The organism is Kitasatospora arboriphila, from assembly GCF_039528095.1.
GTDB classification, from domain to species: domain Bacteria; phylum Actinomycetota; class Actinomycetes; order Streptomycetales; family Streptomycetaceae; genus Kitasatospora; species Kitasatospora arboriphila.
This window is the reverse complement of sequence record NZ_BAAALD010000016.1, coordinates 1-17,829: the sequence shown is the minus strand read 5'-3', so window position 1 is coordinate 17,829 and position 17,829 is coordinate 1. Positions and strand designations below refer to the sequence as shown.

Below are 17,829 nucleotides of genomic sequence, written 5' to 3'. Positions count from 1 at the left end.
CTCGCTGCGGTTCAGCCCTTGCGGCGCCGGCCGCGGCCGGCGGCCTTGGCGGCGCGGCGGCGCTCGGCGCGGGTCATCCCGTCGCCCTCGTCGGCCCCGGCGTCGTCGAAGTCGCCCTCGATGACGGTCTCGTCGCCGTCGACGGTCGGCGCGGTGTAGTGCAGCCGCTGGCGGGCCGGGGCCTCCAGGCCCTTGGCCTTGATCTCCGGGCGGGCGTCGGTCTTCTCCAGGACGACGGCGTCCTCGGCGACCGGGACCTCCTCGACCTGCTGCTCGACCTGGACCTCCAGGTTGAACAGGTAGCCGACGGACTCCTCCTTGATGCCCTCCATCATGGCGGAGAACATGTCGTAGCCCTCGCGCTGGTACTCGACCAGCGGGTCGCGCTGGGCGTAGGCGCGCAGCGCGATGCCCTCCTGGAGGTAGTCCATCTCGTAGAGGTGCTCGCGCCAGCGGCGGTCCAGCACGGACAGCACCACGCGGCGCTCCAGCTCGCGCATGATCTGCTCGCCGAGCTGGTCCTCGCGGCGGCCGTAGGCGGCCTGGATGTCCTCCTGGATCGACTGGGTGAGGAACTCGGGGGTCAGCCCGGCGGTGCCGCCGGCCTCCTCCTCCAGCTCCTCCAGGTCGAGGCCGACCGGGTACAGCTGCTTGAGGGCCGTCCAGAGCTTCTCGAGGTCCCAGTCGTCCTCGAAGCCCTCGCCGGTGGCGGCGGTGACGTACGCCTCCACGGTGTCGTCCATGAAGTGGCCGACCTGCTCCTGCAGGTCCTCGCCCTCCAGGACGCGGCGGCGCTCGCCGTAGATGACCTCGCGCTGGCGGTTGAGGACCTCGTCGTACTTGAGGACGTTCTTGCGGATCTCGAAGTTCTGCTGCTCGACCTGGGTCTGCGCGGAGGCGATGGCGCGGGTGACCATCTTCGACTCGATCGGCACGTCCTCGGGCACGTTCGCCATCGACAGGACGCGCTCGACCATGCCGGCCTTGAACAGGCGCATCAGGTCGTCGCCGAGCGACAGGTAGAAACGGGACTCGCCCGGGTCGCCCTGGCGGCCGGAGCGGCCGCGCAGCTGGTTGTCGATCCGGCGGGACTCGTGGCGCTCGGTGCCCAGCACGTACAGGCCGCCGAGCTCCTGGACCTCCTCCTGCTCGGCCTTGACGGCCTCCTTGGCCTTGTCCAGGGCGCTCGGGAAGGCGGCCTCGTACTCCTCCGGGGTGTCCTCCGGGGTGATGCCGCGCTGGGCGAGGTCGGCGGCGGCCAGGTGCTCGGCGTTGCCGCCGAGCATGATGTCGGTGCCGCGGCCGGCCATGTTGGTGGCGACGGTGACGGCGCCCTTGCGGCCGGCCTGCGCGACGATCTGCGCCTCGCGCTCGTGGTGCTTGGCGTTCAGCACCTCGTGCGGGATGCCGCGCTTGCGCAGCTCCTGGGAGAGGTACTCGGACTTCTCGACCGAGACGGTGCCGACCAGGACGGGCTGGCCCTTCTCGTGCTTCTCGGCGATGTCCTCGACCACCGCGGCGAACTTCGCCGGCTCCGACTTGTAGATCAGGTCGGGCTGGTCGATGCGGCGCGGCGTCTTGTTGGTGGGGATCGGCACCACGCCGAGCTTGTAGATCTGGTGGAACTCGGCGGCCTCGGTGGTGCCGGTACCGGTCATGCCGGAGAGCTTGTCGTAGAGGCGGAAGAAGTTCTGCAGGGTGATGGTGGCCAGCGTCTGGTTCTCGTTCTGGACCTCCACCCCCTCCTTGGCCTCGATCGCCTGGTGCATGCCCTCGTTGTAGCGGCGGCCGGCCAGGATGCGGCCGGTGTGCTCGTCGACGATCATGACCTCGCCGTTGATGACGACGTAGTCCTTGTCGACCTTGTAGAGCTCCTTGGCCTTGATGGCGTTGTTGAGGAAGCCGACCAGCGGGGTGTTCACCGACTCGTAGAGGTTGTCGATGCCGAGGTAGTCCTCGACCCGGCCGACGCCCTCCTCCAGGATGCCGACGGTGCGCTTCTTCTCGTCGACCTCGTAGTCGCGGTCGCGCTTGAGGCGCTGCACCAGCTTGGCGAAGTCGTTGTACCACTTGGTGGCCTGGTCGGCCGGGCCGGAGATGATCAGCGGGGTGCGGGCCTCGTCGATCAGGATCGAGTCGACCTCGTCGACGATCGCGAAGTTGTGGCCGCGCTGGACGAGCTCGTCCTGCGCCCAGGCCATGTTGTCGCGGAGGTAGTCGAAGCCGAACTCGTTGTTGGTGCCGTACGTGATGTCCATCCCGTACTGGCGCTTGCGCTCGGCCGGCGACATGTTCGCCAGGATCACGCCGACCTCGAGGCCGAGGAAGCGGTGCACCCGGCCCATCCACTCCGAGTCGCGCTCGGCGAGGTAGTCGTTGACGGTGATCAGGTGGACGCCCTTGCCGGTGAGCGCGTTGAGGTACGCGGGCAGGGTGCCGACGAGGGTCTTGCCCTCGCCGGTGCGCATCTCGGCGACGAAGCCGAAGTGCAGCGCGGCGCCGCCCATGATCTGCACGTCGTAGTGGCGCTGGCCGAGCACGCGCTTGGCCGCCTCGCGGACGGTCGCGAAGGCCTCGGGCATGATGTCGTCCAGGCTCTCGCCCTCGGCGATGCGGGCCTTGTACTCGTCGGTCAGCGCACGCAGCTCGTCGTCGGTGAGGTTGACGAAGTCCTCTTCGATCGAGTTGACCTGGGCGGCAATCCGCTGCAGCTTGCGAAGGATCTTTCCTTCGCCTGCGCGCAGGATCTTGTCGAAGACGGACACGTGAGCGGGCTCCTTGCCTGGATCGGCTCTGGACGACAGTCGGCGAGACCTACCCCACCGTACGGGCCATCGTATGCGAGGAGGACAAGCCGCCGGGAGGTCCGTCAGCACGGTATTCCTGTGTCACCCGCAGGGGCAAAGCGCTGTGAAGCACCGGGCCCGGGGCAAATCGGTCACCGCGTCTCCTCACCACGACAACCTCCGGCGGGCCCGGCGGGTTCCCGGCGCCCGTCCGGTTGTCGGTGGCAGGGCCTACGCTGCCCGGCATGACCGTTGTGCTCTCCGCCGACCAGGCCCGCCGGATCGCCCTTCGCGCCCAGGGGCTGCTGGGCGCCCCGGACCGCCGCGCCGGGGTGCGCGGGGTGCTGCGGCACCTGGGCGCCGTCCAGCTGGACACCATCTCGGTGCTGGCCAGGTCGCACGAGCTGGTCCCCTACGCCCGGCTCGGCGCGGTGGGGCGCCCCGCGGTGGAGGGCGCCTACTGGGGCTCGGAGACGACCTTCGAGTACTGGTCCCACGCGGCCTGCATCCTGCCGATGGAGGAGTGGCCGCTGTTCGCCTTCCGCCGCCGCGCCTACCGGGCGCGCGGCAACCTCTGGGGCCACCCGGTCTCCCCGGAGACGTACCGGTCGGTGCTGGACCGGCTGCGCGCCGAGGGGCCGCTGACCTCGACGGGCCTGGGCGGCGCGAAGCGCACCGCGGAGTGGTGGGACTGGTCCGACACCAAGATCGCGGTGGAGCGGGCGCTCGCCTTCGGCGACGTGGTGTGCACCGAGCGGCGCGGCTGGAAGCGGGTCTACGAGGCGGCCGAGCGGGCCGTCCCGGCGGAGCTCTTCGAGACGGACCTCTCCGACGAGGAGTGCCTGCGGCGGCTGGTCGCGCAGGCGGGCACCGCGCTCGGGGTGGCCACCCGGGCGGACCTGATGGACCACCACCGCCTCAAGGGCGCCCAGGTCGACGCGGCGCTGGAGGCGTCCGGGCTGGTGCCGGTGCAGGTCGAGGGCTGGCCGGCGGCGGCCTGGGCCGATCCGGCGGCGCTGGCCTCCGAGCCGCGCGGGCGGCACCGCACCACGCTGCTGTCGCCGTTCGACTCGCTGATCTGGGACCGCGCCCGCACCGAGCGGATCTTCGGCATGTCGCACCGGCTGGAGGCGTACACGCCCAAGCACAAGCGGGTGCACGGCTACTTCGCGATGCCGCTGCTGGCCGGCGGCCGGCTGGTCGGCCGGGTGGACCCGGCGCGCGAGGGCCGCACCCTGGTGGCCCGTCAGGTCTCCCTGGCGGGGCCCGCGTACGTGGCGCCGCTCGCCGAGGCGCTGCGCGAGGCGGCGTCCTGGGTGGGCTGCGACACCGTCCGGGTGGAGCTGCTGGCGGACGAGCGGATGCGCCCGGCCCTGGAGGCGCTGCTGTGAGGCCGGCGGCCGGCGGTCAGCCTATTTCGAGGATCTTCTCGCGCATCGCGTAGACCACGGCCTCCATCCGGGAGTGCAGCTGCAGCTTCTCCAGGATGTTGCGGACGTGGTTCTTCACGGTGTTCTCGCTGATGAACAGCTCCTTGGCGATCTCCCGGTTGTTCATCCCGGTCGCCACCAGCTTGAGCACCTCCAGCTCCCGGTCGGTGAGCCGCGGGGCGGGCACCAACTCCCGGTCGTCGGAACGGCGTTGGATCATCGACTTGAACTCGGTGAGCAGCTTGGCCGCCATCGAGGGGCTGATCTGCGACTGGCCGTCGGCGACCGCGCGGATCGCGGTGGCCACCTCGTCGGTGGAGATCTCCTTGAGCAGGTAGCCGGTGGCGCCCGCCTTGATCGCCTCGTAGAGGTCGGCCTCCTCGTCGCTGATCGTCAGCATGATGATCTTGGCGCTGGGCACCACGTCCTTGATCGCGGTGCAGGCCTCGATGCCGCTGCGGCGGGGCATCCGAACGTCCATCAGGATGATGTCCGGCAGCAGGTCGGCGGCCTTGAGTACGGCCTCCGCACCGTCCCCCGCCTCGCCGATGACCCGGATGTCCTCCTCCTCGGCCAGCACGATCTCCAGGCCGCGGCGGAACAGCGCGTGGTCGTCGACCACCAGTACCCGGATCGGTTCGGCGCGGTGCCCTCCGTAGCCCGGCGGGCCGTCGGCCCCGCCGTCCGCGCCCGGACCGTGTGCACCACGGCCGATGGGCTCGCCCATCCGCTCCTCCCCCCGGTCGCCGGTCGATGTCGGCTCCATCATTCCATGACCGCAGGGGCGTTGATCACCCTCCGACATCGGACCGCCCAGCTGGGTGACCCCGGCGGCGCGGCCCGCCGGGGTCACCGGTCGATCGATCTGTCGTACGGCCGACGGGACGGGATCAGTCCTCGTCGAGCGCGTTGATCGCGCCGCCGGCGCCACCGCCGATCGCCGTCGCGTCCTCCTTCAGGTGGATGACGCCGTAGTGGTAGCCGTGCCGGCGGTACACCACGCTCGGCAGGCCGCTGTCCTTCTCCACGAACAGGAAGAAGTCGTGGCCGACGAGTTCCATCTCGTACAGCGCCTGGTCCAGCGACATCGGTGCTGCAGGGTGCGTCTTCTCGCGGACGACGAGCGGTCCGTCGCCCTCCACCTCCAGCGATCCCATCATGGTCTTGCGGGCCGACCCGTTGACCGGGCCCTCGGTCTGCTCCGTCGCGGGCAGGTTGGCCAGCGCGGCCGTCGCGGCGGCGACGCTGACGGGGGTGCGGCCGTTGCCGCCCTTGTGCACCCGGCGGCGGTCCGCGGACTTGCGCAGCTGCGCGTCGAGCTTCGCCGAAGCCAGGTCGAGCGCCGCGTACGGGTCGCTCGCGGCGGCCTCGGCCCGGATCACCGGTCCCCGGGTACGGAGCGTGATCTCCACCCGCTCGGACCGGTCCGCCTGACGCGGGTTGTGCTCCTTGGACACCTCGACGTCGAGGCTGATCACCTTGCCGTCGAACTTCTGGACCTTCTCCAGCTTCTCGGCCACGTGCTCGCGGAACCTCTTGGGCACCTCGGTCTTGCGGCCCTTGACGACGATGTCCACGCAGAACTCCGATCCCTTGTGCTGTTGCCGATCCGGAACGCACCCGGATCGGGCTGAGACCCAGCCGGACCAGCAGGTCCACCACCAGCCCCCCACCTCCGCCGGGAGCGGCGAACCCGACCGGCCCTCACCTCACTTCCTCCCCACCAGGAGCGCTTGAAACCCCCTGTGTGCCTTATGGAACACCTCGCTCGGGGTTTCCGCCTCCCCAGTCGAACACCGTGGCGACACCGGGCTGGCCGTACAGCTGTCACCCTCTGTTTACCTTCCATGGAGTGAAACAGGGGTTAACGGCTGGACAACACGCACCGGGCCGCCCACCGTATGGCCCAGTACCCGACCCGGCAAGAGTCCGTACGGCACTCCGCACCGGGCCGGATGTCCCGTTCGTGCACGTCGTCCGTGCCCCGCGCGCCCCGGGAGGCGCCCGTGACGCCGCCGTTCACCGCAGGCCTCCTCGGCACCGGTCTGCTCGACCTGCTGCTGCCCACCCGGTGCGCGGGCTGCGGCGGCGCCGGGGGCCAGCTCTGTCCGGCCTGCCGGGCGGAACTGACCTGCACCGGCGCCGGGCCGGTGGAGCGCCGGCCGGGCCCGAAGGGCCTGCCGCCGCTGTACGCCGCCGCCCCGTACGCCGGGCCGGTGCGGCATCTGCTGATCGCCCACAAGGAGCGCGGCGCCCTGCGGCTCGCCCGGCCGCTCGGAGCGGCGCTCGCCGCTGCCGTGCGCTCCGCGGCCGAGGCGGGCGCCCCGGGTGCGCCCGGCGCACTGCTGCTGGTACCGGTGCCCTCCGCGCGCCGCGCGGTCCGTGCCCGCGGGCACGACCCGATGCTGCGGCTCGCCCGCGCGGCCGCCCGCGAGCTGAGCCGGTCGGGCAGGCCGGCCCTGGCCGCGGCGGCGCTGCGGCACGTCCGGCCGGTGGCGGACCAGGCGGGGCTGTCCGCGGCCGAGCGCCACCGCAACCTGCACGGGGCGCTGGCGGTGCCGCCCCGCCGGGCCGCCCTGCTGTCCGGTCGGCGGCTGGTGCTGGTCGACGATCTGGTGACCACCGGGGCGAGCCTGGCCGAGGCCGCGCGGGCGCTGCGGGCGGGCGGCTGCCCGCCGTGCGCCGCCGCCGCGGTGGCGGCGACGCCCCGCCGGCTACCCGGGCGGGGTCAGCCCGGGTAGCCGAACGAGGCGGCCGGGTGCCCCTGCAGCGCGATCTCGCGCCACTGGTTGCCCTGCAGCCGGAAGATCCGGTGGTCGCTGGAGTACGCGATGACGGGCGGCACGCTCTCGCCGGCCCGGCTCTCCGACGCGGACACGGTGGTCATCGACTCGCCGCCCTGCAGCGGGGAGTCGGCGGCCTGCGAGCCGTCGGTGCCGACGTAGTTCAGCAGCTGCAGCTTGCCCTGCTCCTTGCCGAGCACCAGCAGCTGGTCGGTGTCCGCCCAGGACACCGAGGCGACGTCGGTCAGCAGCGGCGCGACCGGCCGCAGCCCGGTGACCCGCACCCGCGGCGAGCCGGCCGTGCCCTCGTGCACCACCAGGCCGATCTGCAGCGAGCGCCGGCCGGCGCCGTCCTTCAGCACCAGGGCGATCCGGGTGCCGTCGGAGGAGATCCGCGCGTCCTGGACGGTGCGGTCGGCGAGGCCGTCGACCTGGGCGGCGACGGACTTGCGTCCGCGCACCATGTACAGCTGCGGCGCGGCCGGGTCGCGGTCGACCACCCAGAGGTTCTGCCGGCCGTCCCAGCTGGGCGAGGCCAGGCCCTGGCCGGGCTGGATTCCGCGGCTGCTGACCACCGCGCCGCCGAGCTGGTCGCCGTCGCCGAAGCCGGTGACGAACAGCGAGCGGCCGTCGGCGCCGATCGCGGCGGCGCCGGAGCCGTCGCGGCGGACGGCGACCTCGCCGATCCTCGGCTGGCCCTGCTGCGCGGCCTGGCCGAGCGGCCCGGCGACCGGCCGGCCCGGCCCGTCGCCCTGGAGCAGCAGCACCTGCCCGGTGTCGAGCTGGTAGTACGGCGAGGCCCCGGCGGAGCCGGCCAGACGGCCGGGGGCGGAGTCGGCGGCCTCGGCGGCCGTCACCGAGCAGCCGCCCTTGCCGCCGGACAGGTCGACCCGGTCCAGCTGGGCCTTGCCCTGCTGGTCGGCGAGGGTGTGGAAGAGCTGGGTGGCCATCTGCTTGCAGGTGCTCTGCCGGCCGCCGAAGTCGGCGACGTCGACCCGCACCGCGGCGGCCCGGTTGTCGTTGACGGACACCGCGCCCTCGATGTGCACGCCCTCGAAGGCCGAGTAGACGGCCGGGGCGAGCCACTGCGAGGGGCCGGCCGCGAGCGCCTTGGCGGCGGCGGTCAGCGGGTCGGTGCGGCGGCGCAGGTAGATCGGGTCCGGCACCATCACGGGCGGCGTGGCACCGTCCGCCGAGGGGTCGGAGGAGACGTAGAAGTACCGGTGGACGGCCCGGTAGGAGTTGCGGAAGTTCGTCTGGTCGACGATCAGGCCGTCCGGCAGCCGGTCGATCCGCCACTCGCCCTTGTCCGGGCCCTCGGTCTCCTTCACGAAGGTGAACTGCTGCCGGTACGCCTCGTCGGTGACCACCCGGTAGGAGTGGTCCTCGTCGAGTTCGGCGACCTTGCTGCCGCTCACCGTGATGGTGGTGGTCTCCGCGGCGGCCACCGTCTGGTCGCGGTGCGGGGTGGCGGCGAGCACGGCGACGCCGGCCTGCGGGTTCCAGCGCTTGCCGGCCGAGGCGGTCAGGTACTTGAGCGCCGTCTCGTAGTCCTTGGCCTCGTCGGCGCCGGACGCGGCCAGGAAGCCGGCCAGCAGGTCTCGCGGGTCCTCGCCCTTGTGCGGCGGCACCGGGAAGACCCGGACCTGGAGGTTCTCCGCGCCGGAGCCCTGCGGGATCTCGACCCGCTCGGGCGGGCCGTCCGACGGCATCGCGGCGCAGCCCGCGGCGAGCAGCACCGCGAGGGCGGCGCAGACGGCCCTGGCGGAGCGCAGGTCAGCCCTCACGCTGGTCGTCGTCCTTCGCACGCTGCGGCCTCCGGGTGTCGGCGTTGTCCGGGCCTTCCTGGGGCGGGAGCGCCGGACGTCCGGGCCCGCGGTCGACGACGACCTGGGCCCCGGTGGCACCGTATCCCGCGGCCACGGTGCGGACGTCCGAGGGGTCGGCGACGGGGGCGGCCTGCGGTCGGCCCAGCCCGGGGCCGAGCGAGAGCACGCCGCCGAGGCCGCTGCCGAAGCCGGCCTGGCCGCCCTCGGGGGTCTCCGGACCGTCCTGGTCGGCGGCTTCGGTCGCGGTGACCGCGGTCGCGCCGCCGGGGCGGACGGCCCGCCGGTAGGGCGCGCCGGGCGAGGCGAGGCCGCGGTTGTGCCGGGAGTCCTCGGGCTCCAGCCGGAACGGCGCCCGGCTGATGTCGCCGCCGCGGGTGCGCGGCAGGGTGAGGCGGAAGTGCGAGCCGCCGCCCGGTTCGCCCCAGGCCTGCAGCCAGCCGCCGTGCAGGTGGGCGTCCTCGACGGCGATGGACAGGCCGAGGCCGGTGCCGCCGGTGGTGCGCACCCGGGACGGGTCTGCGCGCCAGAACCGGTGGAACACCCGGGAGGCCTCGCCGGGCTTGAGGCCGATGCCGTAGTCGCGGACGCCGACGGCGACCGCGCCCTCGCCGGTGCCGAGCCGGACGACGACGTCGCGGCCCTCACCGTGCTCCAGCGCGTTGACCACCAGGTTGCGCAGGATGCGCTCGATCCGGCGGGAGTCGACCTCGGCGACGACGGGCTTCTCGGCGCCGCGGACGATCACCGCGCTGCCCTTGGCCTGGGCGAGCGGGTCGGCCGCCTCGACCACCCGGGTCACGATCTCGCGCAGGTCGACCGGCTCGGCGTCCAGGATCGCGGCGCCGGCGTCGAAGCGGCTGATCTCCAGGAGGTCGGCGAGCAGCGACTCGAAGCGGTCCAGCTGGTCCTGCAGCAGTTCGGCGGAGCGGGCGGCCATCGGGTCGAGGTCGTCGCGGCTGTCGTAGATGAGGTCGGCGGCCATCCGCACGGTGGTGAGCGGGGTGCGCAGCTCGTGCGAGACGTCGGAGACGAAGCGGCGCTGGACCCGGGAGAGCTCCTCCAGCTGCCGGATCTGCGCTTGCAGGGCGTTGGCCATCCGGTTGAAGGACTCGCCGAGGCGGGCGATGTCGTCCGTGCCGGTGACCTTCATCCGCTCCTCCAGGTGGCCCGCGGCAAGCCTGGCGGAGATCCCTGCGGCCATCCGGACGGGCGTCACGACCTGGCGGACGACCAGCCAGGCGATGCCGCCGAGCAGGATGACCACGAAGACGCCGGCGGTCGCCAGGGTGCCGGTGACCAGGCCGAGGGTCTTGGTCTCCTGGCCGAAGGAGAAGACGTAGTAGAGCTGGTACGGGGTGCCGTCGGGGCCGGTGAACTGCTTGCCGATGACGAGCCCGGGCTCGTTGTACGAGGGGCTGCCGTCGTCGGTGGAGCGCTGGATCTCGGTGGTCTGCTGGTGCGGGGTGCCGGGCTCCGCGGCGACCTCGTCGCGCAGGTCCTGGCTGATCGAGTCCGGGACGATGTTGCCGGAGTACCAGGCGCCGCGCAGGGCGGCGCTGGGGGCGCTCTCCTGCTGGCCGGTGGAGGGCACCAGGGCGATCACCGAGTAGACGCCGGTGCCGCCGCTGGCGAGGTCGGAGACCTGCTTGATCAGCCAGGTGCCGACCTCGTCCCGCGAGGGGTCGCTGCCGGTGCTGCCGGCCTTGGCCTGCAGGTTGATGGCCTCGTTGATCTTGTCCTGCTCGATCTGGAAGCCGCCGAGCGCCTGGCCCTGGGCCGCGTGCTTCTTGGTGTCCAGCAGGCCGGTGCGCACCTGGGCGACCACGACCACGCCGAGCACCAGCACGACGACGACGGAGAGCAGCAGCGTGGCGGCGACCACGCGCAGCTGGATGGAGCGGCGGTACAGCGCCGTCAGGCGCCGCACCGGCCGCCGGAACTGACGGATCACCTGGGCGAAGAAGGCGGCCGGGCCGCGGCGGCGCCGCCGGCCCTCCGTGGTCGAACTCAGCACGCTTCCGCGCACAGCAGCCTCCCCGCCGGCATCGGTGCCCGACGGGGAGTCGTCAGCCTGGTACTGCACCACTTAGCTGGGCCCCGCCTTGTAGCCGACGCCACGCACGGTGACCACGATCTCCGGACGCTCCGGGTCCTTCTCGATCTTGGACCGCAGCCGCTGGACGTGCACGTTCACCAGCCGGGTGTCCGCGGCGTGCCGGTAGCCCCAGACCTGCTCCAGCAGCACCTCGCGGGTGAACACCTGCCAGGGCTTGCGGGCGAGCGCGACCAGCAGGTCGAACTCCAGCGGGGTCAGCGGGATGCCGCGGCCCTCGCGCTTGACCGAGTGGCCGGCCACGTCGATGACGAGGTCGCCGATGGTCAGCTGCTCGGGGGTGGGCTCCTCGGCGCGGCGCAGCCGCGCGCGCACCCGGGCCACCAGCTCCTTGGGCTTGAACGGCTTGGTGACGTAGTCGTCGGCGCCGGACTCCAGTCCGACCACGATGTCCACCGTGTCCGTCTTCGCCGTCAGCATCACGATCGGGATGCCGGACTCGGAGCGGATCTGGCGGCAGACGTCGATGCCGTCCCGGCCTGGCAGCATCAGGTCGAGCAGCACGAGGTCGGGCTTGGTCTCCCGGAACGCGGCTAGCGCCTTGTCCCCGTCGGCGACGAAAAACGGTTCAAAACCTTCACCACGCAGCACGATGCCGAGCATCTCGGCCAGTGCGGTGTCGTCATCGACGACGAGAACGCGTCCCTTCATGACTCCATCTTCTCATTACCCGATTGTGACCTGCCCCACAGCCCGGTCCGGGGCCCTCCCCGGGTGCTCCCGCGGCCCGGCGGGGCACCGCCGGACGGCGGGCCGGGGCCGTGCGCACCGACCGTTGTCGATCAGCAACGGGATACCCCTGGGGCCGTTGCCGCCACCATGGCACGATGGGCGGCGCAGCAGCGGAATCCGGCCGTACGCCGTACCCGGTCCGACCGACCCGGACGTCCGGGCCCGGGGCCACGAAGCCCGCGGACCGTAGGACAAGGAGCCTTGATGACCGACACCCCGGGCTGGGCATCGCCCGGTTCGCCCGAACCGCCCCGTGACGACGTCCGGCCGCCGGCCGGTCCACCGTCCGGCGCCGTCGGCGACGCCGCGGGCGGTCCCGGTCCGTACGGCGGAGCGTACGGCAGCATTCCCCACCAGGGCCAGAGCGGTGACGCACCCGGTCCGGGCCACTACGGCGCCGCTCCCGGCGGCCCGGGCCCGTACGGCGGCGCACCGGGCCCCTACGGCGGCGGCCCGGGCCAGTACGGCGGCTGGGGCGCCCCGCTGAGCCCCAAGCCCGGCGTCGTCCCGCTGCGTCCGCTCGGCGTCGGCGAGATCCTCGACGGCGCGGTCACCACGGTGCGCAGGCACTGGCGCACCGCCCTCGGCCTCTCGCTCGGGCTGGCCGCCCTGCAGCAGCTGCTGTCGGCCCTCGGCCAGTTCTGGGCCTACGAGCAGCCCGGCGACCTCACCGAGGTCGTGGCGCTGCTCGCCCCGGTGCCGCTGGAGGTGCTGGTCGGCGTCGTCGCGATCGGCATGCTGACCATGGTGGTGAGCAAGGCCGTGCTGGGGCAGCCGGTGACCCTGCGGGAGGCCTGGCAGACCGCCCGGCCGCGGCTCGCGGCACTGACCGGCCTCACCCTGCTGACCGGGCTGATCGCCGCCGCACCGTTCGTCCCGGGCTTCGCACTGCTGGTGGCGGGGATCGTCGACGACGTCAACGAACCGCTGCTCGGGCTCGGCCTGATCCTGCTGCTGGCGGCCCTGCCGCTGGCGCTCTGGCTGACGATCGGGCTCAGCCTCGCCGCGCCCGCGCTCGTCCTGGAGCGGCAGGGCGTGCTCGCCGCGATGTCCCGCTCCCGGCGGCTGGTGCGCGGCTCGTGGTGGCGGCTCTTCGGCATCAACGTGCTCACCCGGGTGCTGATGTTCATCGCCTCCAGCATGATCCTCACGCCGTTCTCGATCGCCGCGATGCTGGTCTCCGGCGACTTCGTCGGCAACGCCGACAACCCGATGTCGGTCGCGCTGCCGCCGCTCGGCCTGCTGATCGTCGCGATCGGCGGCACCATCGTCGCGACCTTCACCATCCCGCTCGGCGCGGCCGTCAACGTGCTGCTCTACATCGACCAGCGGATCCGCCGCGAGGCCCTGGACATCGAGCTGGCCCGCGCCGCCGGCCTGCCCGAGTACGGCTCGGCGGGCTGGTCCGGGCAGCCGACTCCCCCCGGGGTCTGAGCCGATGCCGTACTGGGGGGTGGGGGGCGCGCCCGTGCGCGTCCTCGCGGACGGCGCTCCGGTCACCGTGCCGCGCGGGCCGGCCCGGGACGCCGCCCGCGACGAGCTGCTGAACCCGGCCTACCACCGGCACGACCCGAGCCTGGTGCAGCGCGCCGAGGCCTGGCTGGACGAGCAGATCGGCCGGCTGTTCGGGAAGGTCGGCGAGTCCGTGGCGGGCAGCGGGACCGGCGTCGTGCTGGCCCTGCTGCTGGTCGCCGTCGTGGTCGCCGCCGTCTGGTGGCGGCTCGGCGCGCCGCGCCGCGAGGCCCGCACCGGCGCGGCACTGTTCGCGCACCGCGGCCCGCGCACCGCCGACCTGCAGCGCGCCGAGGCGGCCGCCCGCGCCGCCGCCGGGGACTGGCCGCAGGCCGTCCGCGAGCAGATGCGCGCCCTGGTCCGGGCCCTGGAGGAGCGGACGGTGCTCGACGTCCGGCCCGGCCGGACGGCCGCCGAGGCCGCCGCCGAGGCCGGCCGCGGCCTGGGGGACCCGGCCGCGGCCCTCGCCGCCGCCGCCCGCACCTTCGACGACATCGTGTACGGCGAGCGCACCGCCGACCGGACCGCCTACGAGGGCCTGCTCGCGCTCGACCGCGCCCTCGGTGCGGCCCGCCCGGTGCTCGTCCCGACCGGCGGAGCCGCCGCATGACCACCGCACCGCCCGCACCTGCCCCGGCCGACCCGGCCGCGCCCACCGCCGGAGCACCGGGCGACGCCGCCGCCTCGGCCCCGGCGACCAGCCTCGCCGTGCCGGTCCGCCGGCGCTGGCGCCGCGCCCGCTGGTACCTGCTGGCCGCCGTCCTGCTGGTCCTGGTCGGCCTGCTCGTCGGCGGCCTCGGCGGCGCCAGCACCTGGCCGCCGCTCGACCCGCGCTCCCCCGACCCGAACGGCGCCCGGGCCCTCGTCCGCCTGCTGGAGCGGCAGGGGGTCGACGTCCGCACCGCCTCCGGCGAGTCCGAACTGGCCGCCGCGCTCGCCGCCCCCGACACCACCGTGGTGCTGCCCGACCCGTACCTGCTCGACCCCGCCGCCGTCGACCGGCTGGCCGCCGCCCGCGGCCCCGGCGGCCGGCTCGTCCTGCTCGCCCCGGACGACGCCCAGCTGACCGCCCTCGCGCCCGGCGTCCGCACCGCACCCGCCACCGACGGGCTGCCCGACTACACCGCCGAGCAGTCCACCGCACCCGCCTGCGGGCTCCCCGAGGCGACCCGGGCCGGCAGCGCCGAACTCGGCGGCCTGCTGTACCTCCCGGGCCCGGACGACACCGCCTGCTACCCGCGCCACGGCCGGCCCACCGTCGTTCTGCACACCGACCCGACCGGCCGGCAGACCGCCGTCCTCGGCACCGACCGGCCGCTCACCAACCGGCACCTCGCCTCGGACGGCAACGCCTCGCTCGCCCTCGGCCTGCTCGGCTCCCGCCCGCACCTGGTCTGGTACCTCCCCGACTACACCGGCACCGGCGTCCCGGCCACCGCCGACCGCCGCAGCCTCCTCGACCACGTCCCGGACGGCTGGCGCTGGGCCGGCCTGCAACTGGCCCTCGCCGCCGCCCTCACCGCCGCCTGGCGGGCCCGCAGGCTCGGCCCGGTGGTCTCCGAGGAGCTGCCGGTCGTGGTCCGCGCCGCGGAGACCACCGAGGGCCGCGCCCGCCTCTACCGCAGGGCGAACGCCCGCGGCCACGCCGCCGACGCGCTGCGCCGCGCCGCCCGGCACCGGCTCGCCCCCGTGCTCGGCGTCCCGGTCGCCGCCGGAGAGCCCGACCCGGCCGCCCTCTGCGCGGCCGCCGCCGGCCGCCTCGGCCGCCCGTCCGCCGACCTGCAGGCACTGCTGTACGGCGGGCCGCCCACCGACGACGCCGCACTGCTGCGGCTCTCCGACGACCTCGACGCCCTGGAAAGGCAGGTACGACAGCCGTGACCGAGCAGCCCGCTGCCAGCACGACCCTCACCAAGACCGGCGCGCCCGCCGACGCCGCACCCGGCCCCGCCGAGGTCGACGCCCGCACCGCGCTCACCGCGCTGCGCGACGAGATCGGCAAGGCCGTGGTCGGCCAGGACGCCGCCGTCACCGGCCTGGTCGTCGCCCTGCTCTGCGGCGGCCACGTGCTGCTGGAGGGCGTCCCCGGCGTCGCCAAGACCCTGCTGGTCCGCACCCTCTCCACCGCGCTCAGCCTGGAGACCAAGCGCATCCAGTTCACCCCCGACCTGATGCCCGGCGACGTCACCGGCTCCCTCGTCTACGACGCCCGCACCGCCGAGTTCTCCTTCCAGCCCGGCCCGGTCTTCACCAACCTGCTGCTCGCCGACGAGATCAACCGCACCCCGCCGAAGACCCAGGCATCGCTGCTGGAGGCCATGGAGGAACGCCAGGTCACCGTCGACGGCGAGCCCCGCCCGCTGCCCGAGCCCTTCCTCGTCGCCGCCACCCAGAACCCGGTCGAGTACGAGGGCACCTACCCGCTGCCCGAGGCCCAGCTCGACCGCTTCCTGCTCAAGCTGGTCCTGCCGCTGCCCAACCGCGAGCAGGAGTACCAGGTGCTCGCCCGGCACGCGGCCGGCTTCGACCCGCGCGACCTGGCCGCCGCCGGCGTACGCCCGGTCGCCGGCCCGGCCCACCTCGCCGCGGCCCGCCAGGAGATCGCCAAGGTCACCGTCGCCCCCGAGGTTCTCGCCTACATCGTCGACCTGTGCCGGGCCACCCGGCAGTCCCCGTCGCTGTCGATCGGCGTCTCCCCGCGCGGCGCCACCGCCCTGCTCGGCACCTCCCGCGCCTGGGCCTGGCTGGCCGGCCGCGACTACGTCACCCCCGACGACGTCAAGGCGCTCGCCCTGCCGACCCTGCGGCACCGCATCCAGCTGCGCGCCGAGGCCGAGATGGAGGGCACCACCGCCGACTCGGTGATCCAGGCCGTGCTGTCCCAGACGCCCGCCCCGCGCTGACCGGCCCGACCCGCCGGCCTCGGCCAGCCCGCACCCCAGCACACCCCGAGGAGTCCCGCCCATGGCCCTGACCGGCCGCACCGCCCTGCTCGCCGCGCTCGGCGCGCTCGCCGTCGGCCTGGTCGCCCCCTCCTGGGCGGGCATCGGCACCGTCACCCTGCTGCTCCTGCTGGCCGTTGCCGCCGACCTGGTGCTCGCCGCGCCCGTCCGCTCCCTGCAGCTGACCCGCGACGGCGACACCCGGGTCCGGACCGGCGAGAGTGCCGAGGTCCGGCTCTCCGTCACCAATCCCTCGGGCAGGCCGCTGCGTGCCCTCGTCAGGGACGCCTGGGCACCGTCCGCCTGGCACCCCGGCACCTCCTGGGCGAACTCCCGACACACCGTCACCGTCCCGCCCGGCGAGCGGCGCCGGCTCACCACCGTCCTCGGCCCGACCCGGCGCGGCGACCACCGGGCCCACCGGGTGACGGTCCGTTCGCTCGGCCCGCTCGGCCTGGCCGGCCGCCAGGGCGCCCACCAGGTGCCGTGGACGGTCCGCGCCCTGCCGCCGTTCGCCAGCCGCAAGCACCTGCCCTCCCGGCTCGCCCGGCTGCGCGAACTCGACGGCCGCACCTCCGTCCTGACCCGCGGCCAGGGCACCGAGTTCGACTCGCTGCGCGAGTACCTGCCCGGCGACGACGTCCGCTCCATCGACTGGCGGGCCAGCGCCCGCCGCAACACCGTCGCCGTCCGCACCTGGCGCCCCGAGCGCGACCGGCACATCCTGATCGTCCTCGACACCGGCCGCGGCTCCGCCGGACGCGTCGGTGACGCCCCCCGCCTGGACGCCGCGCTCGACGCCGCACTGCTGCTCACCGCCCTCGCCACCAAGGCCGGCGACCGGGTCGACCTGCTCGCCCACGACCGGGTCCGCCGCGCCGCCGTGGTCGGCCGCTCCGCCGCCGAGGTGCTGCCCGCCTTCACCGACGCGATGACCACCCTGGAGCCCGCGCTCGTCGAGACCGACCTGCGCGCACTCACCGCCGCCGCGCTGCGGATGTCCCCGCACCGCTCGCTGATCGTCCTGCTGACCGGACTCGACGCGGGCGCCACCGAGGACGGACTGCTCCCCCAGCTGCCCCTGCTGACCAAGCGCCACGAGGTCGTACTGGCCTCCGTCGCCGACCCCCGGCTGGACGAACTGGCCACGGCCCGCGGCACCCTGGACGCCGTCTACGGCGCGGCCGCCGCAGAGCAGACCCGGGCCGACCGCCGCCGCACCGCCGAGGGCCTCAACCGGCACGGCGTCACCGTCCTGGACGCACCGCCCGCGGCCCTGCCCCCGGCCCTCGCCGACACCTACCTCGCCCTCAAGGCCGCCGGCCGGCTCTGACCGCCACCCCGCAGCCGCTCGGCGAGCGTCACGTCCCCGCCCAGCTCGGCCCTCCGCGAACTCCGGCGCATAGCCGGCCGTCAGCAGCGCGTCGCGCGCCCGCAGCACCATCCCCGGCGCAGTCCCGAACGGCCGCTCTCCATGCAACCGACGTGCCGTCGGTGCTGTGCCATTCGCCCTGCAGGCCGAGGAACTTACCCTGCTGTCCGCCCTGGCCACGGTCATCCGGCACCCCGCCCTCGGCGGTACGACGCTCCAGGAGCAGTACGAGCAGCTGGAACGGATCGCAGAACTCCGGCCCCTCCTGGCTGACACATCGCGCCTGGCCCGGAAATGCGAGAAGCCCCGCCCGGTGTCCCCGGGCGGGGC

At 74.2% G+C, this 17,829-nt stretch carries 14 protein-coding genes; 8 read left to right on the top strand and 6 right to left on the bottom strand.

Translation table 11 applies throughout. From position 1 onward, the window contains the following. Positions 1-11 precede the first annotated feature (11 nt). Positions 12-2,765: a preprotein translocase subunit SecA gene (secA, locus tag ABD353_RS11355; protein WP_344623397.1), complete on the bottom strand. Its 2,754-nt coding sequence runs from the start codon at positions 2,763-2,765 to the stop codon at positions 12-14. Positions 2,766-3,031: 266 nt separating this feature from the next. Here secA and ABD353_RS11350 point away from each other — a divergent pair, with 266 nt between their 5' ends. After that, positions 3,032-4,177: a winged helix-turn-helix domain-containing protein gene (locus ABD353_RS11350; protein WP_344623396.1), complete on the top strand. Its 1,146-nt coding sequence runs from the start codon at positions 3,032-3,034 to the stop codon at positions 4,175-4,177. Positions 4,178-4,193: 16 nt separating this feature from the next. Here the strand turns inward: ABD353_RS11350 and ABD353_RS11345 are convergent, their stop codons facing one another. Both ABD353_RS11345 and hpf read right to left on the bottom strand, forming a co-directional pair. After that, positions 4,194-4,943 (bottom strand): response regulator, encoded by a 750-nt coding sequence (locus ABD353_RS11345; protein ID WP_425555133.1) that lies wholly within the window; start codon positions 4,941-4,943, stop codon positions 4,194-4,196. 163 nt (positions 4,944-5,106) lie between these two features. Continuing rightward, a complete protein-coding gene (hpf, locus tag ABD353_RS11340) occupies positions 5,107-5,793 on the bottom strand; it encodes a ribosome hibernation-promoting factor, HPF/YfiA family (protein WP_344623395.1) in 687 nt (228 codons plus the stop codon). Between the two features lie 429 nt (positions 5,794-6,222). Here hpf and ABD353_RS11335 point away from each other — a divergent pair, with 429 nt between their 5' ends. Continuing rightward, complete coding sequence (locus tag ABD353_RS11335) at positions 6,223-6,957, top strand: ComF family protein (RefSeq protein ID WP_344623394.1); 735 nt, start codon at positions 6,223-6,225, stop codon at positions 6,955-6,957. Here ABD353_RS11335 and ABD353_RS11330 read toward each other — a convergent pair. From ABD353_RS11330 to mtrA, 3 genes are read right to left on the bottom strand one after another with little or no spacing between them, the layout of a single operon-like run. Next, positions 6,945-8,786: an LpqB family beta-propeller domain-containing protein gene (locus tag ABD353_RS11330; RefSeq protein WP_344623393.1), complete on the bottom strand. Its 1,842-nt coding sequence runs from the start codon at positions 8,784-8,786 to the stop codon at positions 6,945-6,947. The genes ABD353_RS11335 and ABD353_RS11330 overlap by 13 nt on opposite strands. After that, positions 8,776-10,854 carry an MtrAB system histidine kinase MtrB gene (mtrB, locus tag ABD353_RS11325; protein ID WP_425555132.1) on the bottom strand — a complete coding sequence of 693 codons (2,079 nt, stop codon included), beginning with the start codon at positions 10,852-10,854 and terminating at the stop codon, positions 8,776-8,778. Before mtrB ends, ABD353_RS11330 begins: the two co-directional genes overlap by 11 nt. A 60-nt stretch (positions 10,855-10,914) precedes the next feature. After that, on the bottom strand, positions 10,915-11,592 hold the full coding sequence (gene mtrA, locus ABD353_RS11320) for an MtrAB system response regulator MtrA (protein ID WP_344623392.1): 678 nt from the start codon (positions 11,590-11,592) through the stop codon (positions 10,915-10,917). A 285-nt stretch (positions 11,593-11,877) separates the two neighbouring features. Here mtrA and ABD353_RS11315 point away from each other — a divergent pair, with 285 nt between their 5' ends. The 6 genes from ABD353_RS11315 to ABD353_RS11290 all read left to right on the top strand — a co-directional run. Next, on the top strand, positions 11,878-13,107 hold the full coding sequence (locus tag ABD353_RS11315; RefSeq protein ID WP_344623391.1) for a DUF7847 domain-containing protein: 1,230 nt from the start codon (positions 11,878-11,880) through the stop codon (positions 13,105-13,107). A 34-nt stretch (positions 13,108-13,141) separates the two neighbouring features. Further along, on the top strand, positions 13,142-13,795 hold the full coding sequence (locus ABD353_RS11310; RefSeq protein ID WP_344623390.1) for a DUF4129 domain-containing protein: 654 nt from the start codon (positions 13,142-13,144) through the stop codon (positions 13,793-13,795). Next, positions 13,792-15,066, top strand: coding sequence for a DUF4350 domain-containing protein (locus ABD353_RS11305; RefSeq protein WP_344623389.1), 1,275 nt, complete (start codon positions 13,792-13,794; stop codon positions 15,064-15,066). The genes ABD353_RS11310 and ABD353_RS11305 overlap by 4 nt, the downstream gene beginning before the upstream one ends. Next, positions 15,063-16,088, top strand: a complete 1,026-nt coding sequence (locus tag ABD353_RS11300) for an AAA family ATPase (RefSeq protein WP_425555130.1) — start codon at positions 15,063-15,065, stop codon at positions 16,086-16,088. The genes ABD353_RS11305 and ABD353_RS11300 overlap by 4 nt, the downstream gene beginning before the upstream one ends. Positions 16,089-16,149: 61 nt before the next feature. After that, a complete protein-coding gene (locus ABD353_RS11295) occupies positions 16,150-17,460 on the top strand; it encodes a DUF58 domain-containing protein (protein WP_344623388.1) in 1,311 nt (436 codons plus the stop codon). A 166-nt stretch (positions 17,461-17,626) separates the two neighbouring features. Then, positions 17,627-17,829 (top strand): hypothetical protein (locus tag ABD353_RS11290; RefSeq protein WP_344623387.1); only part of this gene is annotated, 203 nt, incomplete at its 3' end.